At 69.5% G+C, this 21,178-nt stretch carries 14 protein-coding genes; 3 read left to right on the top strand and 11 right to left on the bottom strand.

Translation table 11 applies throughout. From position 1 onward, the window contains the following. Window positions 1-11 precede the first annotated feature (11 nt). Both CAP_RS55195 and CAP_RS27765 read left to right on the top strand, forming a co-directional pair. Window positions 12-2,393 carry a DUF2169 family type VI secretion system accessory protein gene (locus CAP_RS55195; protein WP_052376118.1) on the top strand — a complete coding sequence of 794 codons (2,382 nt, stop codon included), beginning with the start codon at window positions 12-14 and terminating at the stop codon, window positions 2,391-2,393. Window positions 2,394-2,435: 42 nt separating this feature from the next. After that, window positions 2,436-3,887, top strand: a complete 1,452-nt coding sequence (locus tag CAP_RS27765; protein WP_044246528.1) for a type VI secretion system Vgr family protein — start codon at window positions 2,436-2,438, stop codon at window positions 3,885-3,887. A 35-nt stretch (window positions 3,888-3,922) separates the two neighbouring features. Here CAP_RS27765 and CAP_RS45675 read toward each other — a convergent pair whose 3' ends face one another. From CAP_RS45675 to CAP_RS45665, 9 genes are all read right to left on the bottom strand, one after another. Continuing rightward, window positions 3,923-4,987 (bottom strand): S41 family peptidase, encoded by a 1,065-nt coding sequence (locus CAP_RS45675; RefSeq protein ID WP_052376116.1) that lies wholly within the window; start codon window positions 4,985-4,987, stop codon window positions 3,923-3,925. A gap of 14 nt (window positions 4,988-5,001) precedes the next feature. After that, the gene (locus CAP_RS27755; RefSeq protein WP_081865320.1) at window positions 5,002-5,670 is read right to left on the bottom strand and encodes a DUF3540 domain-containing protein; all 669 of its coding nucleotides are present in this window, start codon (window positions 5,668-5,670) and stop codon (window positions 5,002-5,004) included. A 75-nt stretch (window positions 5,671-5,745) separates the two neighbouring features. Further along, a complete protein-coding gene (locus CAP_RS27750) occupies window positions 5,746-7,482 on the bottom strand; it encodes a pentapeptide repeat-containing protein (RefSeq protein ID WP_044246526.1) in 1,737 nt (578 codons plus the stop codon). Next, on the bottom strand, window positions 7,479-9,905 hold the full coding sequence (locus CAP_RS27745) for a DUF2169 family type VI secretion system accessory protein (protein WP_044246525.1): 2,427 nt from the start codon (window positions 9,903-9,905) through the stop codon (window positions 7,479-7,481). Before CAP_RS27745 ends, CAP_RS27750 begins: the two co-directional genes overlap by 4 nt. Window positions 9,906-9,930: 25 nt before the next feature. After that, entirely contained in the window at window positions 9,931-10,977 is a 1,047-nt protein-coding gene (locus tag CAP_RS27740; protein WP_044246523.1) for a hypothetical protein, read from the bottom strand. A 90-nt stretch (window positions 10,978-11,067) separates the two neighbouring features. Beyond that, window positions 11,068-12,324 carry a hypothetical protein gene (locus tag CAP_RS27735; RefSeq protein ID WP_044246522.1) on the bottom strand — a complete coding sequence of 419 codons (1,257 nt, stop codon included), beginning with the start codon at window positions 12,322-12,324 and terminating at the stop codon, window positions 11,068-11,070. Window positions 12,325-12,516: 192 nt separating this feature from the next. Next, window positions 12,517-13,482, bottom strand: a complete 966-nt coding sequence (locus CAP_RS27730) for an MBL fold metallo-hydrolase (RefSeq protein WP_044246521.1) — start codon at window positions 13,480-13,482, stop codon at window positions 12,517-12,519. A 154-nt stretch (window positions 13,483-13,636) separates the two neighbouring features. After that, window positions 13,637-14,878, bottom strand: a complete 1,242-nt coding sequence (locus tag CAP_RS45670) for a PAS domain-containing protein (RefSeq protein ID WP_052376114.1) — start codon at window positions 14,876-14,878, stop codon at window positions 13,637-13,639. Between the two features lie 133 nt (window positions 14,879-15,011). Continuing rightward, complete coding sequence (locus CAP_RS45665; protein ID WP_052376112.1) at window positions 15,012-16,253, bottom strand: PAS domain-containing protein; 1,242 nt, start codon at window positions 16,251-16,253, stop codon at window positions 15,012-15,014. Window positions 16,254-16,797: 544 nt separating this feature from the next. Here CAP_RS45665 and CAP_RS27715 point away from each other — a divergent pair. Further along, on the top strand, window positions 16,798-18,690 hold the full coding sequence (locus CAP_RS27715) for an APC family permease (protein ID WP_044246591.1): 1,893 nt from the start codon (window positions 16,798-16,800) through the stop codon (window positions 18,688-18,690). A gap of 15 nt (window positions 18,691-18,705) precedes the next feature. Here CAP_RS27715 and CAP_RS45660 read toward each other — a convergent pair whose 3' ends face one another. Together CAP_RS45660 and CAP_RS45655 are read right to left on the bottom strand one after the other, a co-directional pair. Next, complete coding sequence (locus CAP_RS45660; RefSeq protein ID WP_156041198.1) at window positions 18,706-19,605, bottom strand: LamG-like jellyroll fold domain-containing protein; 900 nt, start codon at window positions 19,603-19,605, stop codon at window positions 18,706-18,708. A gap of 259 nt (window positions 19,606-19,864) precedes the next feature. Further along, window positions 19,865-20,845 (bottom strand): NHL repeat-containing protein, encoded by a 981-nt coding sequence (locus CAP_RS45655; protein WP_052376107.1) that lies wholly within the window; start codon window positions 20,843-20,845, stop codon window positions 19,865-19,867. Between the last annotated feature and the right edge of the window lie 333 nt (window positions 20,846-21,178).

The following is a 21,178-nucleotide window of genomic DNA, read 5'->3' as shown; positions in this document are numbered from 1 at the left end:
GGAAAGCTGCCATGCTCAAGCGCGCGCCAGAGCCTGTGAAAGCCCTCCCCGCCGCCACCGTCGCCTGGCGGATGGGAGGGCAGCTCCACATGACGGTGATCGCCAAGGCGAGCTTCGCCTTCGCGCCCGAGGCGGAGATGGTGCGCGTGCACCCGCAGCAGTTCCTCGCCGCAGACGTCTTCCACGGAGGTGACGCGCCGAGGACCGTCCGCTTCGGCAGCGACCGCGTCCCCTTCCTCGGCCAGGCCGACGTGGTCTTCACGGGCCACGCCCACGCGCCGAGGGGCACCGCCGTCCAGTCCCTGCCCGTGCGCCTGACCCTCTTCGACGGCGCGGAGATCCTCCTCGACAAGGCCCTCCTCGTCCAGGACCGCGTCCCCTTCCAGCAGATGCCCCTCGTCTACGAGCGCACGACCCGCGGTGACGATCGGCAGCACAACCCCACTGGCATCGATCCGAGCGCCGGCCCGGTGACGCCAAACATCGTCGATCCCCGCAGCCCCACCCGCCCCGCCGGGTTTGGGCCCATCGCCAGCACCTGGCCCGAACGCGCGCGCCTCCTGGGCGCGACCCCCCGCGCGGCGCTCGAGGGCCCCGTGCAAGAACTCCCCGGCACCTTCGACTGGTCTTACTTCCAGGCTGCGCCCCCCGACCAGCGGGTGAGGTATCTCCGCGGCGGCGAGTGGCTCGTCCTCCAGGGCCTGCACCCCGACCATCCCCAGCTACGCATGTGCGTCCCGAGGACCCGCGCCCTCGCGCGCATCCACGGCCTCTCCGCCTTCGGCATCACCGAGGGCCACCTGCTCGAGCTGCAGGCCGACACCCTGCGCATCGACGGCGCCGAGGAGCGCTGCACCCTGGTCTTCCGGAGGAGCTTCCCCCTGGCGAGCGAGGCCGCCCTCGCGGCCGCGCGCATCGTCGCCGGCGTGGAGCTTCCGGGGGAGTCGCTTACCTGGCCCTCGCGGCCGGAGAGCATCCCTCCGCCCATGCCGGAGGCTGCACAGCCGCCCCCCTCAGCGCCTCCACCCCGCGCAGTTCAGGCGCGCCCCGCGGCACCTGGCGTGCCCGCGAAGGCCCCTGCGAACGTCGGCGCGACCATGAACCTCGATCACCTCTTCGCACTCACGGGAGAAGCCCCGCCCGCGGTCGCAGATGCAGCCCTCCCGTTCCGCCCGGGGCTCTCACCCGAAGCCATGCCCGCCGCTTCCAGGGCGACGGCGGCGACGGCGGCGACGGCGGCGACCGCACCGCGGCTCGACACCGGCACCATGGCGCTCGACGCCGAGATCCCCGACCTGACCGCCTTCCTCGCCGCGGGACCCGGACCTCAGGCAGCGGGCGCAGTCCCCCCTCAGGCTCACAGCGCACCAGTCGCTCCCCCCGCAGCCTCGGGCACCGCTCCTCGGCCTCAGGGCGCGCCTCCGCAGGTCCTCGTCCCGGAGGCCGCGGCAAAGCGCACGGTTGCCGGGCTCGCCTCGCAAACGCTCGACATCTCGGACGAAGAGGCCCTGACCCCCCGCACCTCGGCGCTCCCCTTCGAGCCGCCGCCCCAGGGAAGCACGCTCCCCGTGCAGGTGCGCGCTCCCGGTCCCATCGCGCGGCGGGAGATCCTCACCTCCGGAACGATGGCCCTCTCGCCCGAGGACATTCCCCTCTCGGCCCCGGAGCAGGCGCTGCCTTTCCGCGCCCCTCCCTCGGCCCCGTCCGCTCTACCCCTGGCGACGACAACGCCTCCTGCCGGGAGCCCAGCGCCCACCGCGCCACGCCCTACCGCGCCACACCCCACCGCGCCCCCCCAGGTGCCTTCCCTGCCCCGGCGCTCGGCCCCTCCGCCAGCACCGCCGCCTCCACCGCACGCCCCCGCCATTCCCCGGCGCTCGGCCCCTCCGCCAGCACCGCCACCCGTGCCTGGAGCCGTTCATGCCCCTCCGCGTCCGGCCCCACTGCCCGCACCACCCCCTCCCCTGTCTGGAGTCACGCCCGCAGGTCCGCGCCCCGCACCGCCTCCTCCTGCGCCCGCAGCAACGCGCCCCCCGCCGCCTTCAGCCGCGCCGCTGACAGCGCCTCCCGCGCCTCCTGCGCCTACCGCGCCCCTGGCAGCACCTCCCGCGCCCCTGGCAGCACCCCCTGCGCCTCCCGCGCCTCCCGCGCCTCCTGCGCCCCTGGCAGCACCTCCCGCGCCTCCTGCGCCCCTGGCAGCACCTCCCGCGCCTCCCTCCCCTCCTGCCCCGCCGCGCCCCACCCCGGCCGCGGACCCGTATGCTTCTCCGTACGCGCGGCCTCAGACCGCGCCACCACCTCCGCCTGCCCGGAGTGCCCCAGAGACCCCGCCGCTACCGACCCCTTCCGCCGAGCTGAAAAGGAACCTGTATGATCGATTCGGACGCAAATAGCTCCGTCCTTCCGGACCGCGAGCCCCGGCCAGAGGTGTGCGCATGAGCAGCTCCAAGAAAGACTTCCTGCAGATCCGGGTCGAGTGCAGCGCCTTCTCAAGCGCAGACTTCAGCCTCTACAAACTCACCGGCCGGGAGGTGATCTCCCAGCCTTTCGAGTTCGACATCGAGATCGGCGGCAAGGCGGAGTTCGCCTTCGACGGTGCCTCGGTCACCGGCACCGACATCGCCCTCGTCTTCGAGCACGAGGGCATCGAGGTGCGCCGCGTGCACGGCATGGTCGCGGAGGTGAGCGACATGCTCGCCAAGCTGAAGGACTACCGGACCTACCGGCTCCGCATCGTCCCCCGCGCGCTCCGCCTCGCCCTCGTCGAGACCTCGGAGATCACGATGAACATCGCGATCCCCGACATCATCAAGAAGAAGCTGGAGCTCGTGGGCCTGTCCGGGGGCGACGTGGAGCAACGGCTCCTCGGCAGCTACGCCCCCCGGGAGTTCGTGGTGCAGTACCAGGAGCCCGATCTGGCCTTCGTCAGCCGCCTCGCCGAGCACCTGGGCATCAGCTACTACTTCCACCACAAGAGCGGCAAAGACGTCCTCGTCTTCACCGACAACCCCGACGGGTTCGAGCGCGCGCCGGAGGCCATCCGCTACAACGACACGGGGATCAGCCGCTGCGTCTACCAGCTCCAGATGCACGCGCGCATCATCCCGGTGATGTACGTGGTCCGCGATTACAACTACCGGCAACCGCTCCTCGACCTGACGGCAGAGGAGTCCGCGCCCACCGGCTACGCGGGCGGCATCATCGAGTTCGGCGGGCACCACAAGTCGCCTGACGAGGGGAAGATCCTCGCCAAAGCACGGGCGGAGGAGCGGCAAGCGCAGCAGCTCGTCTACACCGGAGAGAGCTCCGTGCCCCCTCTCGGGGCGGGCGTGAAGTTCACCCTCGAAGAGCACCCGCAGCTCGGCTCCGTGGAGCTGCTCGCTGTCGAGGTCGAGCACTACGTGAACGCGGACCAGCCCGATCCGCTCGTCGCTGCGCAAGACCTCCACTACGCCAACAAGTTCCGCGCGATCCCTGGCGCCCAGAACTACAGACCGCCGCGGGTCACCAAGAAACCCCAGGTGGCCGGGCTGGTGACGGGCGTCGTCGACACCGGCCCTGGCGGGTCCACCGAGTACGCGCAGATCGACGATCAGGGCCGGTACATGGTCCGGCTGTACTTCGACACGGCGGCCACCGGGGGAGGCATGGTGTCACGCCCCATCCGCATGCTCCAGAACCACGCTGGCGCGAATTACGGCACCCATTTCCCCCTCAAGCCGGGCGTGGAGGTGCTGGTGGGCTTCGTCAACGGCGATCCCGATCGGCCGGTCATCGTCGGCGCCGCCCCCAACCCGCTCACCCCCTCCCCTGTCGCCGTGGGCAACCGCACCACCCACCGGATCAAGACCAAGGCCGGCATCCTCATCGATCTCGTCGACGAGTAAAGACCTGGCGCCCGTCCCGCCGCGGAGGGCGCGCGCTACCCGCCGTCAGGCCTCACGCCGTGGCCATGCACCGGCTGCCCTCCCGGCAAGAGCAGCGACGCCACGGCGGCGAGCCCGGGCGCTCCCGCGCCGGCATCCGGCTGGAAGGTCAGCGCCGTCCCCTTGCCGTACGTGGGCTCCCCCGCGATGACGGCGCGGCCGTGCCACTGCAAGCATCCGGCGAACAGCTCGGCCGCCGAAGCCGTCCCGCGGTTGACCAGGATCTGCAGCGGCATCTGGTAGGGGTCCTCATGCCGGGCCCGGTACACCGTCTCGTCCCCGTCGGCGTCGACGGCGCGGGCGACCACGCTCCCTGGCTCCAGGAAGTCTCCAGCCAGCTCCAGAAACGCGGACAGCTCCCCCCCGGGGTTGTCGCGCAGATCGAGGACCAGCGACGTCAGCCCCTCGGCGAGCAGCGACGCCAGCGCCGTGTGCACCCTCGCCGGAACATCGAGCGAGAACCTGCGAATGCGCACGTAGCCGACCCCCTCGCCGAGCCACGCTACCTCCACCGGAGCGCCTTCCCCGCAGGGATCGAGCGACGCGAGCAACCTGTCCACGTCCACCGGCAGCACGGCCGCACGCCTCTCCCCCGCAGCCCCCGGAGCGCCCTCGCTCTCCGCCGCGCCCGTGCCTTCCCCGGTGTCCGCCGCAGCGTCCGCCGCAGCGCCAGCCGCCCGCGCGTTGAACGTGAGGAACACGTTGGTCAGGCTCGGGATCACCTGGAGCCCCAGCGGACAGTTGAAGTTGTTCCCCATCCGCGGACACACCAGCGAGGTGCTGGGGAGGAAGTTGATGAGGGTCCTGAAGTTGCCGAACGTGTGCCGCGCCGTCCCCATGAACGTGGGGTGGAGGGTGCCGAGCTGATCGCCGAGGCTGATCGGGCTGAACGAGGCCATGTTCAGCGCCGGCAGCATCGAGAACCACACGTTCGGCGAGAACGGCACCTTCATCGCGTTGAAGGAGAAGTTCGGGAACGGAAAGAGCCCGAGCACGGGCGACAGGCACACGTCCGGAAAGCCGGCGCTCATGCCGAGGCCCTTGTTGTTCGCGGGGAGCATCGCCGAAATCTCCTTCAGCCCAGGAGGACCTGCTTGCCGTTCACGGTGACCGTCTCCTCGGTGAGGATCGAGGCGTTCTTCGCCTGCGTGAACGATGTCTTCTCGATGACGGTGTGCGCCTCCTGCGCCCGCACGCTGAGGAGCGTGCTCACCCGCTGGTAGACGGAGTTGAACTTCTGGACGACCGCATCCGCCACCATCCGGACCTTGCCGGCCTCCACCTCCAGCTCGGGTCCCCGCAGCTTGACGCCCTTGTCCCCCGACAAGGAGAGCGCGCCGTCCCTCGCGTGCAGCTCCACGTCCCCCTGCAGGGAGAGCACCGTGCGCCCCGTCCCGTGCAGCACCCCGATGGCGTACGCCTTCTCGCCCCTGCCGATGACGAGCAGCGTATCCGCCAGCGCAGGCTCGTAAGGCAGCGTGAACGCCAGCTCCACCGGGATCGGCTCGGCCTCTCCCGGCAGCGCCACCGTGACCGTCCCTTCCTCCACCGCGACCACGGTGGCCGGCCCCAGGTAGTCCCTCACGTGCGCGACCTGCGCGACCTGCGCGACCTGCGCGACCGCGCGCGAGGAGGTCGCCGCCGGCATGGCGACCGCCGCCAGGGCAGGCCCAGCCTCGGTCCGCGGCACGTCACCCTGGGAGGGCAGCGAAGCGTCACTCTTCTTGATGGCTCTTACCGACATCACATCTCCTCCAGGTGCCTGTTCCAGAACGCGCCGCACGCGCCGCACGCGCCGCACGCGCCGCACGCGCCGCGCTCACGCGCGCTTCTCGGGCGGCCTCCATGCCTCGGCCTCCAGCCTGTCGACGTCCGTGCGCCTCGCCGTGACCATGGTCGCGTCGAGGTAGCTGGTCTTCTCGTCGAGGACATGGTGCAGGTTCGCCCACTCCAGGTTGGCGCCGGTGAAATCGGCGCCCGAGAGGTCGGCGTGGGAAAAGTCCGCGTGGCTCGCCTTCACCCCCACGAACAGGGCGTGGGGCGCGCGCACCTCCTGCAAGACGCTCTCGCGCAGATCGGCCCCTGCCAGGTTGGCCGACGACAGATCGGCCCTGGTGAAGGTCGCGTAGCGGAGCATCGCCTGCGTCAGCACCGCCCCCCCGAGGAGCGCCTCCCCGAAGAAGGCAGCCTTCGCCATCGCCCCCGAGAGCGTCGCCTTCTGCAGATCGGCGCCCTTGAAGTTGGAGTTCGTGACCACCGCCTCCTTGAGGCGGGCCTGGCCGAGGTTGCACTCGGTGAAGTCGCAGTTCGACAGGTTGCACCCCGTCAGATCCATCCCCGACAGGTTGCCCCGCACGAAGAAGCAACGGGTGATGGTCAGGCCCGAGAGCGTCACGCTCCGGAGGTCCACCTCGGTGAAGTCCACGCAGTCGCAGACCGCCTTGGTGAAGGTGATGCCCTCCACCTTCGCCCCCCGCATCGGCACCTGCGTGAGCAGCGCCCGCGTCAGGTTCGCCCCGCGCAGGTCGGCGTGCTCCAGCACGCAGCGCACCAGCCGCGACCCGGTGAGGTTCGCGCCCGACAGGTTGGCCCCGGTGAACATCACCATCTCCAGGTCCTTGCCCGAGAGATCGACCCCCCCGAGGTTCGCCTGGTAGAACATGCACGCCTTCAGGGTGGCCCCCCGGAAGTCGGCCCCGGTGAGGTTGCAGCCGTTCAGCACCGTCTGATCGAGCTTCGCTCCCCGGAAGTTCGCCGACCTCAGGTCTGCGCCCTGCAGGGAGGTCGAGGTGAGATCGGCCCCCTCGAAGCTCACCCCGGAGAAGCTCATCTCCTCGAGCGCCGTCCCTGCCAGGTTGGCCCCGGAGAAGTCGGGCCCCCCGAGCAGCGCGCCATCGAACACCGTCATGGTGAGCTTCTTCGGCAGCACGGCCCCCCGGAGATCGGCCTTCACGAAGACCACCCGGGTCAGCTCGGCGCCGGCGAGGCTCACCCGCTGCAGGTTCGCCTCGGAGAAGGTCACGCTGTCGATGCGGGCCCCCTCCAGCGTGCCCCCCAGCAGGTTCGCCCGGGTGAACGAGCACTGCGCGATGGCCGCCCTGGCGAGCTTCGCGCCCGACAGATCCGACAGGTCGAGCCGCGTCCCCGACAGGTCCGCCTCCGACAGGTCGGCCCGCGCCAGCCTGGCCTCGACCAGCTCCGACCCCGCGAGGCGTGCCCCGCGCAGGTCCGCCTCGACCATCGGTGACCGCACCACCTTCACGCCCGTCACGCTGGCGCGCGCGAGCACCGCGCCCGAGAGATCGCTCTGGAGCACGACCGCGCCTTCCAGGTCGGCCCCCGAGAGATCCGCCCCCCGCAGCGCGCAGCCCACGATCTGCGCGCGGCGCAGGTTCGCCCCCGCGAGGTTCACCCCGTCGAGCCGCAGCCGGCTGAGCTTCGCCCCTTCGAGGTTCACCCCCGCGAGCGACTCACCCCGCAGGTCGAGCCCGTCGAGCCCCTCCCCTGCCAGCGACGGACCGGAGCGCAGGCGCTGCTTCAGCTCATCCAGGATCATCCGTCACGCTCCAGCGTCGACTTCTTGAGGTTCGCCCCCCGGAAATCGCACCCGCTCCCGCTGCTCTGGTAGAGCTTCGCGTCATAGAGGTTGGCCTCGACGAACAGGGCGCCGCCGACCAGCGCCTTGTGCAGGTTCGCGTCGAACAGGTTGGCGCGCGTGAAGTCGGCCCGCGCGAGGTTCGCCTGGAAGAACTGCCCCTCGCGCAGGTTGGCCCCGAAGAACCGTGCCCCCACTGCCGTGGCCTCCGTGAAGTGCGCCCGCTTCAGCGTCGCGTAGCTCAGATCCGCGTCCGTGAGGTCGGTCTCCATCCACACGCTCCCATCGCCACGCGCCTCGCTGAAGCGCGCCCGGCGCAGGTCCGACCCCGCGAAGCTCGACCCGGTGATCGTGGCGCGCTCGAAGACCGCCGAGGCCCCCTTGCACTTCGAGACGAACGATCGCGTCACCGTGGCCTCGGTCAGGTTCGCCTTCTCCAGCGTGGTGGCCTCCAGGAAGGCCATGTGCCACCGGACGCCCCTCGCCGTCGCCCCGGTCAGGTCCGCCCGCGAAAGCACGAACTGCTGCCCCTCGCTCTCCGACAGATCCGCCCCTGCGAGGTGTGCTCCCTCGAACGAGGCGTGATCCAGCGTGGCCTTGCGGAACGCCGCCCCCTCGGCGCGCGCGCCTTGCAGCGTGGCGAGGGTCAGGTCCGCCGACGAGAGATCCGCGCCCCGGAGGTCGGCGTCGAAGAGCACCGCCTGCAAGAGCTTCGCCCGCACGAGCTTCGCGCCGCGCAGGTTCGCCCCCGTCAGGATGGCCCCCGTGAGGTCGGCGCCCGTCAGATCACGACCGCTCAGATCCTGATCGCTCAGATCCTGCCCCCGCAGATCGAGCCCCGGGCCGATGCTGTCCGCCGGGCGGGGCTCGACCCGCGACAGACCCATCGCGGCCAGCTTGGGATCCTGGAGGAGCTTGTCCCAGTCCTCCATCCCCTTGAGGGGCTTCTCCTGCGCCGCAGCGCTCGACCTCGCCCCTTCCACGGCCCGCACCAGCGCCCGGAACGCCTTCCGGATCGTCGCGTCGGCAATGAGGGGCAGGGCCCCCGGTACCGGCGCCACCGCCCCCTGCGACGTTCCCTGCCCACTCCCCACGGCCTCGGCGATGAGGCTCCCGAGCAGCCTGCCGTCCGGCATCGGCACGCGCGAGAGGGCCTCCAGCACCCCCCGGAGCTTGTTCTGCTGCGGCTTCGCCACGTCGCCGAGCTGCACCTTGAGCAGCGCGGACACCGGATCGAGCCCGCGCGTGTCCGGCGGCGTCCCCTTCGCCCGCTGCTCCCCCAGGGCCTGCAGCGCGCGCCACTCGCCCTTGAGATCCGCCGGGAGCTGGTCCTCCACCTCCAGCGGATCGGCCTGGAACCGCACCAGGATCTCCCGGTAGTGCTCCAGCGGCAGCGGCGGCTCCGTCATCGCCTCCGAGGCGACGAGCACCGTCTCGTCGGAGAGCTCCTCGTCCCTCGCCGCGGTGACGCCCCGCCAGACGAGGTGCAGCGACCCCTCGTCGAGGTCCGCGAACAGCGTATCGAGGACCATCGGCACCTCGATGAACCTGCCCCCAGGGTCGAGCGCGAAGGTGCGGATACGCAGCCCCGGGAGGCGCGTCCGGAAGACGGGGGCCTCGGGGTGGAGGTTCTGGAAGAGCAGCTCCTCGTCGCCGCGCAGGTAAGGCAGGCGCTGATCGGCCTGGGCTGCGTTGAAGTAGCTCCAGTCGAAATCGTCGGCGTAATAGGGCGCCCGCTTCTCGCGGTACGACTTGCCGTAATTCTTCCCCACCTTGGCGCGCCGCTCCGCCCGGTGGGGTGACACCGCACCGAACCGGGCCACCGCTGGCCGGTCCGACCGGCTCCGGAGCACCTCCTCGACCAGCTCCACGTTGGGCAGCTCGCGGGTACCGATCCCCTTGCCCACCGGGTTCACGAGATCCCCGGACCCGCCGAAGGCGTGGTGATCGTCGAGGGGCATCCGCACGAACGGGACGGGATCGCTCATCGCGGGCCCGATCACCCCGTCCATCCACACCCGGTGCCCCACCACGCGCAGCACCTTCGACCACGCCCCGACGCCGAAGCGCACCAGGCACTCGGGCAGCGCCTTCCCCTCCGGCGTGTGGCAGTGCCCCCGCAGCAGCACGTCGGCCTGCGGCTTGAAGTCGGCGAAGTCGCTGGGATACAGGCAGTCGCCCACCTGGTCGTCGTCGCCCTCGCGGAACACGTCCCCGCGGAGCGTCCCCTGGGCGAGCACCTGGTGCCCCTCGGGCAGCGCGGGAGGTGCGCCCGGCTTGATGGTGAACTTCGCCTTGACGATGAGGACCATCTCCGGCTGCGGCGGCCTCGTCGAGGTCACCTTGCTGCCGAAGAGGAATGGGGTGAGGTTCTTGCTCTTCACGGGGGATCCGGCGCGCGCGCGTCCTTCAGGCGAGGAGGGTGAACGCCGCCACGTTCTTGCGGAACAGCGCCGTCCTCAGCTTGTCGAGCTGCATCTTGATCTTCGCGGGCTCCAGCGTCACCTCGGCGAGCGTGAGGTTCACCTCCGCGCCCAGGGTCACCGACGCCTCCAGCCCGACCTGCACGTTGAGCGTCCCCCCCACGGTCACCTCGGCCGTCGCGCCGATGGTCGCGTCGTTCATCATCCCGATCACCGACTCGTTGACCATCCCGATGTTCACCGTGGTCTCGATGCCCATCACGGTCACCATCGAGTTTCCCTCGTGGTACGACGACGTGTCCCCGTAGGTCGTGTCGTCGCTGTCCCCGTAGGTCGTGGAGATGGTCTTCCCCATCGAGGTCACGCTCTCGATGGTCCCCGTGACCGTGGTCACGTCCGTCGTCGCCTCGGCCTCGGTGCTGGAGGTGATGGTCCCCGCCTTGGTGGAGGAGCGCGACTCTCCCTCGACCGTGGTCTCGGTGGTCGTGGACAGCACGTCGGTCTTCGACACCATGTCGACGGCCCACGTCTCCTGCGAGATCAGCGGCACCCGCAGCGCCGCCGAGCCCGTGTAGGACTCGATCCGCGTCGCCCAGGTCTTCTCGATGACGTGCGGGTTCTCCTTGTCGACCCCCGGGCTCTCCGAGCCCGTCTGGCTCGTCACCGCGCTCCCGTAGTACTCGTCGACGACGTCCCCGAGGAACGTGCTGAGCACGTCTCCCTTCTCCGTCTCCTCGATGAGCCGGTCTCCGTCCTTCTTCACGGTCCCGCGGTAGGTGATGCCGCTCTGCGCAGCCTTCCCCTTCTCCGCGCTCACCCCCGACTGGTGCTCCTGTCGGCCCAGGATGATGAGCTTGTAGTCCCCCTCGATGACCTCCACCTTGTCGCCGGTCGTCGTCGAGATGCGGTTGCCGTCGGTCGAGTCCCGCCAGCGGTAGTCGTCGTCGACGGTGGCCCCGATGCGCAGGTACGACGACATTCCCGGGACGAAGTCCGGGACGTGGATGACACCGAACCTGCCTTCATCCGCCATGATGACCTCCGCCCGTCGCGCCGGCTTCCGCGCCCACTTCCGCGCCCACTTCCGCGCCCACTTCCGCGTCTACTTCCCTGAGCGTCCGCATCAGAAGTAGAGGTTCATCGCCGAGAGCACCTTGCGGCTGAGCGCGACGTTGGTCTCGTCGAGCGCGACGTCGGTCTTGGTCATCCCGATCTCCACCGTCGAGACCGCGTTGAACTCGAGCTTCGCGGCGAGGGTGATCTCCGCGGTGAGGCCCACGTTCAGGTTCATGGTGGCGCCGAGCTGCACCTCGGCGGTCGCGCCGATGGTGGCGTCGTTCATCATCCCCAGCACCACCTCGTTGACCATCCCGATGTTCACCGTGGTCTCGATGCCCAGCACCGTCGCCATGGAGTTGCCCTCGTGGTACGACTTCGTGTCGCCGTACGTGGCGTCCTCGCTGTCGCCGTAGGTCGTCGAGATCATCTTGTCGGCGCGCGTGGTGCTCTCGATGTTCCCGGTGACCGTGGTGGTGTCCTTCATCGCGTCGGCGGTGGTCTCCGAGGTGATCGTCCTGGCCTTCATGGTCGAGCGCGACTCTCCCTCCACCGTGGTGTCGTCGCTCATCGACTTCGCGTCGACCTTCGTCTCCATCACCTCCGCCCACGTCTCCTCGTGGATCAGCGGGAGGCGCAGCGCCTCCGACCCCGTGTACGACTCGATCTTCGTCGCCCAGGTGCGATCGAGGATCTTGGGGTTGATCTTGGGGATGGTCTGGGTGTCGTGCGGCTTGGAGTCGTCGAGCACGTCCTCCTTCCAGCTCACCACCCCCGCCGCCTCGCTGCCGGTGTAGCTCTCCTTGCGGTTGCCGTAGAAGTAGTCGACGACATCCCCGTGGTAGGTGGACATCACCTCCCCCTTCACCGTCGTCTCCACCACCTTCCAGGTCCCCCCGTAGTTCTGGACCCACTCGATGGTGGTCCCCCCCGCGAACGTCTGGGTGACCTCCGTGACGTGCCCACCGGAGATGTCCCAGCCCGACTCGTGATCGCCGCGGCCGAGGACGAGCATCTTGTAGTTGCCCCCGATCACCTCGACCTTGTCGCCCTTGGTGGTGGTGATCCGGTTCCCGTCGCAGTGATCGCGCCACCCCCCCTTGGTGTGCAGCTTCGCGGTCTCCGCCTTCCGCTCGCCCACCGGGACGAACTCCGGGCACCCGTCCCGCTTGCGATCGTCGTCGATGAAGGTGGTGATGCGCGCCGCGAGGTCATCGCCGGGGCTCGTCCCCAGCGGCGCTGCCGCTCCAAGCCTCAGGTACGACGACTTCCCGCCGCCGAAGTCCGGTACTTCGAGGAGAGCGTGTTTGCCTTCTCCAGCCATCCGAGCCTCCATGGCACGTTCGCCGTGGCGGCGAACAGCCCTCATCGATGGCCGGGCAGCTTACAGCAGATGGCGCTGGGGATGTACACGACCGCGCGCCGGACAGTGGGTCAGACCCACCTCCGGCGCCGTTCACGGGTGCTCAGACCGGAGAAATCCTCGCGCTGAACCCGGCGGCGGGGAGGCGCGGGGTCAGGGCTGCTTGCAGTTCGCGAAGTAGTTGGTGACGCTGAACCCGAGCAGGAACTCGCTCATGTAGTCCGGGTAGGCGGCCTGGATCTGCGCCGTTGCCTCCTCGGGCGTCGCCGCGGCATCCATGATCGACGTGACTTGCTCGATGTAGTCGATGTCAGTCGCGATGATCTCCGGGGTGGTCACCGCCCCGTGCCCGGGGAAAATCCGCTCCATCGCCAGCGGCTGGATGGTGGTGTTCAGGTTCTCGATCCACCCCTCCGCGCCGCACTCGCTCAGCACCAGGTGCACGTCGTTGTAGAGCAGGTCGCCGGCGATGAGGGTGCTCTCTGCCTCCAGCACCAGGGCCGCCGCGTGGACGCTCTCGCCCGGCTCGGGGATCTCCAGGATGCGGATGGTGTGACCCTCCAGCTCGAGCGCGTCACCCGAGACGGCGACGAGCGGCGTGATCCCATCGGCGATGGCGGGGCCGAGCTGGGGCTTCAGCGAGTCGAAGGTCGCCTGGGCCGCGGCGTCGTAATCGGCGACCACGCTCGCCGTCGAGACCACCTTCGCGTCCGGGAACGCCTCCTGGATGGGGAGCAGGCCGAGGTAGTGGTCCGGGTGCGCGTGGGTGACGAAGATCGTCGTCAGGGTCTTGCCCGACGCCTGCACCATCGCGATCACCGCCTCGGCGTCCGCCAGCATGAACTGACCGTCGACGAGGATCGCCTCCTCCGCGCCCGAGATCAGCACCGAGTTCACGGCCGGCCCCGCCGCGTCCGAGGAGTACATCTCGACCTCGAGGCTGCCCGTGCCGCCTCCACCCCCGCCGGCCCCTCCACCCCCGCTCCCACCGCCGCCCTGCTCTCCGCTGCTGGAGGACGTGGTGGTCGTCGACGTGTCGTCGGATCCATCGTCGCCGTCACAGGCGACGACGGCGCAAGGGACGCAGAGTGCAAGCAGGGAAGCAATGAGCTGACGCATGGTGAATTCCTCATCCGTTGAAGTGAACGGAGGGGAGTGTCCCCGAAGCGCGGCTCCCGAGGTCATGAATGTGGGGCATGTCCCTCATGTGTCGCTTGCATGAGGGAGCCTCACGCGCCGACCCGGCCATCTCCACCGCCGAGGAGGGCGGCGATCAGCGCCGCGACGGCGCAGACGACCGGCGCATGGCGTGCTGGATCCCGGCCTGCAACGTGCCGAAGGTCACCACCGCCCCCAGGTCCACCCCGAGCGTCACCAGGGTCTGGGCCACATCGGGGCGGATGCCGGTGAGGAGCACCTCGACCCCGAGCAGGCGCGCCGCTCTGGCGGTGCGGAGGAGCAACTCGGCAATCTTGGTGTCGACGGAGCCCATGCCGGTGATGTCCAGGATGGCGACCTTGGCGCGCCGGGCGGTGATGCCATCGAGGATCGTGCTCATGATCTGCTCGGCGCGGCGGCTGTCCACCATGCCGATGAGGGGCATTACCAGGATCTCGTCGCTGATGGGAATGAGCGGCGTGGAGAGCTCGAGCAAGGCGTTCTCCTGCTGCTGCAGGGTGTGCTCCACCTCCTTGCGCTCCGTGACGTCCTGCCAGGTCCCCACCGCCTCGAAGGGGCGCCCCTCGGCGTCCTTCACCAGCTTCGTCTCGTCACGCATCCAGCGATAGCTCCCATCCTTGTGCCGGAAGCGGTACTCGCGCAGGTAGAACCCATGCGCGAAGATGGGCGTCCCGTCCAACGCGCGCGCGAGATCGTCCGGGTGCACCATGCGGTTCCAGAGCTCCCGATCCTCGAAGAACTCCTCCGGCTTGTAGCCGAGGACGTCGCGCAGGTTGTCGCTGATGAAGGTGATCCCGGGCATGCCACCAGCCAAGGAGCCGATGGCGTAGAGCACCACGCCGCTGGCGTGCTGGAGCTGGTGCAAGCGCGCGCGCTCCTTGCGCAGGATGGCCTCCGTCTCCTCCTGCGCGCTGACGTCCTGCGCCATGCAGTAGCAAAGCTCCCCCACCATCACGACCGACTTCCACGCGATCGAGGCGTAGGTCCCGTCCTTGCGCCGGTAGCGGTTGACCAGGTCCCCCAGCGCGGTGTCGCCGACGGCGACCCGGGCCAGCGCCTGCCTGGAGTGCTCGAGATCGTCAGGGTGAATGAGGTCCAGGAACGAACCGCGGCACATCTCTGCCACGCTGTACCCCAGCGCCCGCTCCCAGGCTGGATTGAGGTCCAGGAAGAACCCCTTGGCACTGGAGACGCACAGCAGATCCGAGGCCTCCTTGTAGTAGTGCGCCCACCCCTGCATCCAGGCTGCGGCCACCCTGTCCGAGAGCGGCCTGCCCTCCTCGCCTGCCCCGGCCTGAGCGCCTTCTGCTCCGTCGCGCCTATCGTGCTCCTGCATGCTTCCTCGCCGAGCGCCGCCGAGCCCAACGCCCCCTTCCGTGAGACCCGCGGCGGGTCGAATGTACACGCTACGGCATTTTCCTGCCGAACAGGGTGCGCTCGCCATCGCTCGTCGCGAGCACGATCCACGGTCAGCGCCGCCCCGAGGGCGTCACGCGGCGCAAGGCATGCTGGATACCCGCCTGCAGCGTGCCAAAGGTCACCACCGTACCGAGGTCCACATCGAGCGCGACCAGGGTGCGGGCGACGTCCCCGCGGATGCCGGTGAGCAGCACCTCCACGCCGAGCAGGCGCGCCGCCCTGGCGGTACGCATCAGCATCGCGGCGACATTGGTGTCGACGACGCCCACCCCGGTGATGTCGAGAATGGTGAACCGGGCATGCCTGCTCGAGATGCCGTGGAGGAGAGTGGCCATGATCTGGTCGGCGCGGCGGCTGTCCACCATCCCGATGAGGGGCATCACCAGGATGTCCTCGCTGATGGGGATGAGCGGGGTGGAGAGCTCGACCAGGGCGCAGGCCTGCCGCTCCAGGGTGACCTCCACCTCCTTGCGCCCGGTGATGTCCTGCCAGGTGCCGACCACCTCGATGGGCTGACCCCCCTTGTCCCGCACGAGCTTCGTCTCGTCCCGCACCCAGCAGTAGGTCCCGTCCTTGCGCTGCCACCGGTACTCCCGCAGGCATGTTCCGTGGTTCATGAGGGCCGCCGTCTCCGCGACGGCGCGGGCGCGATCCTCCGGGTGGAGCCTGCACTCCCAGAGCTGCGGCTCCTGCCTGAACTCCTCCTCCGTGTAGCCGAAGAGATCGGACACGTTCTCGCTGAGGAACGTGACCCGATGCGTACCGCCGCGCATATCGATGGCGAAGAGACACACGCCGCTCGCGTGCTGCAGGTATTGCAGGCGCTCGAGAGCCGTGCTCAGTGCCTGCCTGCTCTCCTCGCGCGCGCTGACGTCGTGCGCCACGCAATAACAGAGCCCCCGCACCACCACGGCCGACTTCCATTCGAGCTGGGCGTAGCTCCCGTCCTTGCGTCGGTAGCGATTGATCAACCCGTCGAGGGTCACCTCGCCGCTCACGGCTTGCGCCATTGCTGCCCCGGTGCTCTCGATATCGTCCGGGTGGAGGAGATCGAAGAAGCGCATCGCGCACAGCTCCGCCACCGTGTACCCCAGCAACCGCTCCCAGCGGGGATTGAGATCCCGGAAGTACCCGTCAGGGCTGGCGACGCACAGCAGATCCGAAGCCGTATCGAAGTAATGCTCCCATCCCTGCTTCCAGGCGCCCCGCGGACGGGCCACGGAGACAGCGCCATCTCCCCCGTCGGAGGAGATGGATCCCTCTGCCACCTCCCGGTGATCCTGCTTCAGCATGCTTCTCCATCGCGCGGCCACGTGCCCGCCAATCCATCCCCGTACACCGGCCCTTCCACGTGAACAGGCAAGATTACGGCGAATTCAAGGTAGAGGCGCGCCGATCCCCGTTTGTATCCGGCAGAGATGTCATCAAACCTGCACACCCACCCTAAGGCGCAGCCCTACCGCACGGACCAGGTTCATGAATCCGCGCCTGCTGTGGTCCTGAGGCGCGCACTCTCCAGGATTCAGGGATCGTCGAACCAGGGCGCCATGGCTTGTCGAATCCGGGGCCTGTACGAGGCACCTCGCGAGGTGAGGACGCTGCGGCACCTTCGAGGGCGTCCGAGAGGACCTTCGAGGATCTCCGAGGGACCGAGGTGCACGCCATTGCTGCCTCGGCTTTCTTCCTCCACGCCCTGCTCCATTGCTGAAAAGGAGAATGCATTGTCAGGATGCACCTGCCCCGCGGACGAAGCGCAGCGCGCGCATCCTCCGCGCATCCTCATTGGGCAAGGATGGCCATCGGCGTGGGGAACATGGCTTGCACAGCGGCCCCGCCATGTCTTTCAAAGCGCTGCTGTTCGGCAAGCGGCTGGCCACGGACGAAGAAGAAGAGGAGCAGATCGGAACGCTGTCGGGCGTGCCGGTGCTCGGGCTGGACGCACTGGGATCGGCCTCGTACGGGCCCGAAGCCGCGCTCACGGTGCTCCTGCCCCTGGGCACGCTGGGGCTGCATTACGTCGGCCCCTTGATGATTGCCATCATTGTGCTGCTGATCGTCGTGTACCTGTCCTACCGCCAGACCATCGGCGCCTACCCCAGCGGAGGCGGTTCCTACACGGTGGCGCGGGAGAACCTCGGGGTCACCGCCGGGCTGATCGGCGCTGCCGCGCTCATGCTCGACTACGTGCTCAACGTGGCCGTGGCGACCTCGGCAGGCGTGGGCGCCCTGGTGTCGGCAGTACCGGCGCTCTTGCCGTACACCCTTCCGCTTTGCCTGCTCATCTTGCTGCTGCTGACGTTGCTCAACCTGCGGGGCGTGCGCAGCGCAGGGCTTGCCCTGATGACGCCCGCGTACGCCTTCCTTGCTTGCCTGCTGGTGGTCCTCGGCCTCGGCGCCTGGAAGACGTTCACGCACGACGGCGCGCCCCCGCCCGTGGTGCAGCCGCCCACGACCGCGGCCACCACCGAAATGGCGACCGCGTGGCTCCTCTGCCATGCCTTCGCCAATGGCTGCACCGCCATGACCGGGGTGGAGGCGGTGAGCAACGGTGTCCCCGCCTTCCGGCAGCCGCGCACCGTGCGCGCCCGGCGGACCCTGGCCATCCTCATCGGCGCGCTCGTCGTGCTCCTCGCCGGGATCGCCTTCCTCTGCCGCGCCTACCAGATCACCGCCACCGTCCCGGGGCAGCAGGGCTACCAGAGCATCGTCTCCCAGGTGGTGGCGGCCGTGGTGGGACGCGGCCCGTTCTACTACGTGACCCTCTCCGCGGTGATCGCCGTGCTCGCCCTCTCGGCCAACACGAGCTTCGCCGACTTCCCCCGGCTATGCCGCATCCTCGCCGCCGACGGCTTCCTCCCCGAACCCTTCGTGCGGCGTGGCCGCAGGCTCGCGTTCTCGCACGGCATCTTCGTCCTGACGGGCCTCGCGGGCGTGCTCCTCGTGGTGTTCCAGGGAGTCACCGAAGGGCTCATCCCGCTCTTCGCGGTGGGCGCCCTCCTGGCATTCACCATGTCGCAGGCGGGGATGGTGGCGCACTGGCGCCGGGAAGGAGGGCCCCACGCGCGCCGCCGCCTCGTGCTGAACGCCTGCGGCGCCCTGGCGACGGCGGCGACCCTGGTCGTGGTGGTGGTCGCGAAGTTCACCGAGGGAGCGTGGATCTCCGCGGGCCTCATCCTCGCCACCCTCGCCCTGCTCCGGAGCACGCAGCACCATCACGACCGGCTCGCGGCGGAGACCACCGCGGCGGGACCGCTCGATCTGTCACCCTCCCCCGCGCCGCTCGTGGTGGTCCCGGTGCGGCGCTGGGATGCGGTGGCGCAGAGCGGGCTGCGCTTCGCCCTCACCCTCTCCAGCGAGGTCTACGCGATGCAGGTCCTCACCGGCGACCGGCCCACCGAGGATCTGCGCGAGTGCTGGCCCGATCTCGTGGAGAAGCCCGCGCGCGAGCGGGGCATCGCGCCCCCGAAGCTCGTGGTGTTCAGGTCCCGCTACCGGCACCTCTTCCGCCCCCTGCTCCGCTTCATCGTCAGCCTGGCGCGCTCACACCCGGGCCGTCAGGTGGCCGTGGTGATCCCCCAGGTGGTGGAGCCCCGCTGGTACCATTACCTCCTGCACAACCACACCTCCGCGTTCCTGCGAATGATGCTGTTCTTCCAGGGAAGGCAGGGGCTCGTGATCATCGAGGCCCCCTGGTACCGCAGCGAGGTGCCCGAGCCCGACCCGGGGTGAGCGCACCGGGGAGCCTCACTCGAACCGCGGGACCTCGACCTCGTAATTGTGGCGCACCTGCTCCGCGGTCAACGCCGCGCTGTGGACCCGCACCACCGCGATCCACACGGACGCAGCCCTGGGCAACGGGCCGGGCCCCTGGAGCTGACCGTTCCCTGAGCGCTGTGCCCCCAGGTTGATGGGCACCCCTCCTTCCGTGCTCAGCGTGCGGTCGTAGGAGTTCCGCTCTTCGCCGTCGCAGTAGACGCGCGAGGTCCCGTTCTCGTGCGTATAGACGAGGTGGTGCCAGGTGTCCGCGCTGGGCACGTCCTCCCAGGCCATGTCGGCGGCCCAGTGCGTCACTGCCCCGAAGCCTCCATTCGTCCCGTAGTTGAGGGACACCATGGTGGCCGGGAGGCCGTCGCGCTTACCCCAGGAGACCAGCGCCTCCTCGCCCCCAACATCAGGGTTGTTCACCCAGACCTCGATAGACCGATCGCTGCTGCCCTCGATGTCGGGGACCGAGAGCGGCCCAACGTAGGCGTCGTCCCGGCCGTGGAACTCGACCGCCCATACCTGCTGATACTCGCCGACATTCGGCGCACCGATAGGGGTGAATACGCCCAGAGAGCCGCGGTTGTTCCACACCGTGGACCCATCGGTCAGATCGGCAGCATCGAGCGATACCAGGAGCTCTCCCGCCATCAGGATCGGCGTCTCCCCTCCCCCGGCGCCTCCTGCGCCTCCGCCGCCTCCGATCCCCCCTGAGGGCCCCCCGCCCACGCCTGGTGCGCCCGTGGCGCCGCTGCCACCTCCCCCGTCCCCGGCGCCACTGCCCGCGGCGCCGGCCCCCGAAGCGACGGGCGGCGAGTTTCCCGTCCCCATGGGGTCGAGCACGCAGGAGGTTGCTGCGAGCACCGCGCTACCAAGCAGCATGAACAACCCATGCTTCGCAGAGAGGACAGGGTGCATCCCGCGAGCGTATCCTATCGCCCCTGGCGCACCAGGCCTCCTCGCAGGCCACCCGCGAGGAAGCACCACCTTCTTTTGCAATGGTACAGTTCGACGGGCCTGCGGCCCCAGGAGACCCCCCGAAACCGCAGTCGCTTCGCGCTCAGCAGCCGGCGCCAGAACGACGTCTGGGGTGGGTGCCCGCGCGAATCCCGGACACCCCGCATCCCCACCGGTGCCGAGGCTACTGCGGCGGCTGGGTGGGCGCGCAGGTCGACACCCCAGCGCCCACGATGTTGTCCCCGATCCCCGTCAGCACCGTGCTCGTCATCGCCATCGACGGTGAGTACCGGTCGATCTGGGAGCCGGACCCGCTCGGGTTGGTGAAGGTGTAGAAGTCGCCGCCCCAGAAGGCGAAGGCCCAGCCGTTGCCGATGCTGATCGACGGCTGGGGTGCCATGGAGAGCACGTGGCCCGTCGCCGGCTCGATCTCCGCGATCTGCACGGGCGATCCCGTGAAGAAGCCGAAGAGCCGCGCGTCCCCCGTACCGGTCAGCTCCGCAGCCTGGAAGAGCGCGTCGTAAGGGCGCACCGGCGTCACCGTCAGGGAGGTGGTGTCGATGGTGGCGATGCCGCTCCCGTTGAAGTCGGCGATGTAGAGCTTCTCGTCGCTGCTCCCTGGCGCGTCCGACACGTACCCCATGCCGAAGCGGGTCAACCCCTGCTGGCCAGGCTGGAAGCTCGTCGCGGTGCACACCGCGTTCTGGGTGTCGACGTTGTACAGGCGCCCATCGTTGAAGAGGATCCAGGCGGTCCCCTGCCGGTCCACGGCCATGGAGAAGGGCGTCGCGCCGCCCGTCTGCGGGCAGTTGATGACCCCGATGGGCGTCACCGCCAGCGTCGGGGGATGGAAGCTGTAGAGGTTGTTGCCCGCGCCGATGATGTAGATGAGCTTCGCGGCCTCCGAGCAGTCGTCCGTGCTGCCGCCCGTGGTCGTCACCGTGGTGTTCCCGAAGAGGTCTCCGCCCGCGCCGCCTTCGCCGTTGTTGCCCGTGCCGTTCGAGGAGGACGCGCCGCTCCCCCCGTCGCCGAACGTACCTGTGCTCCCGTCGCTCGAGGCCGAGCAGGCGCCCACGCCCACCGCGGCCGCGATCAGCGCAGGGAGCGCGAGGAGGGCGAGACGACCACGGTAGCCGGAACGCCACGACGAGATGAGCAAGTGCATGGAAGACCTCCGGCCTGGAGCCTACCCCGGGGCCACCGCTCCGTCACCCGACCACCATGCCGCCGACAGACGGAGAGGTGCGAGGCGCCTCTTCCGGCGACGCCAGGGATGCTGCCGCACCATGGTCATCCAGCGTCGATTCACGATCGGGACGAAGCGGTTCACGTCTCGGCGAGCGTCTCCCGTTCCGCTTGCCCCAGGGCACCTCGCCTGAGAACATCGCGGCGAAGGGCGGGAAAATGCAGGTCGCAGAGTTCACGCTCATGGAGGAGATCCATGAGACCGCAGGGGCATTGCTTTGCCGTGGCTATCGCAATGAGGACCGCGCGCCGG

This window comes from Chondromyces apiculatus DSM 436, assembly GCF_000601485.1.
Classification (GTDB): domain Bacteria; phylum Myxococcota_A; class Polyangia; order Polyangiales; family Polyangiaceae; genus Chondromyces; species Chondromyces apiculatus.
The sequence above is the reverse complement of the archived record's forward strand: the minus strand, read 5'-3'. Positions and strand labels throughout refer to the sequence as shown.

Coding starts and splice junctions, on each gene's coding strand:
- CAP_RS55195 (WP_052376118.1), top strand. CDS start 12: ATGCTCAAGCGCGCGCCAGAGCCTGTGAAAGCCCTCCCCGCCGCCACC.
- CAP_RS27765 (WP_044246528.1), top strand. CDS start 2,436: ATGAGCAGCTCCAAGAAAGACTTCCTGCAGATCCGGGTCGAGTGCAGC.
- CAP_RS45675 (WP_052376116.1), bottom strand. CDS start 4,987: ATGCTCCCCGCGAACAACAAGGGCCTCGGCATGAGCGCCGGCTTTCCG.
- CAP_RS27755 (WP_081865320.1), bottom strand. CDS start 5,670: ATGTCGGTAAGAGCCATCAAGAAGAGTGACGCTTCGCTGCCCTCCCAG.
- CAP_RS27750 (WP_044246526.1), bottom strand. CDS start 7,482: ATGATCCTGGATGAGCTGAAGCAGCGCCTGCGCTCCGGTCCGTCGCTG.
- CAP_RS27740 (WP_044246523.1), bottom strand. CDS start 10,977: ATGGCGGATGAAGGCAGGTTCGGTGTCATCCACGTCCCGGACTTCGTC.
- CAP_RS27735 (WP_044246522.1), bottom strand. CDS start 12,324: ATGGCTGGAGAAGGCAAACACGCTCTCCTCGAAGTACCGGACTTCGGC.
- CAP_RS27730 (WP_044246521.1), bottom strand. CDS start 13,482: ATGCGTCAGCTCATTGCTTCCCTGCTTGCACTCTGCGTCCCTTGCGCC.
- CAP_RS45670 (WP_052376114.1), bottom strand. CDS start 14,878: ATGCAGGAGCACGATAGGCGCGACGGAGCAGAAGGCGCTCAGGCCGGG.
- CAP_RS45665 (WP_052376112.1), bottom strand. CDS start 16,253: ATGCTGAAGCAGGATCACCGGGAGGTGGCAGAGGGATCCATCTCCTCC.
- CAP_RS27715 (WP_044246591.1), top strand. CDS start 16,798: ATGTCTTTCAAAGCGCTGCTGTTCGGCAAGCGGCTGGCCACGGACGAA.
- CAP_RS45660 (WP_156041198.1), bottom strand. CDS start 19,605: ATGCTGCTTGGTAGCGCGGTGCTCGCAGCAACCTCCTGCGTGCTCGAC.
- CAP_RS45655 (WP_052376107.1), bottom strand. CDS start 20,845: ATGCACTTGCTCATCTCGTCGTGGCGTTCCGGCTACCGTGGTCGTCTC.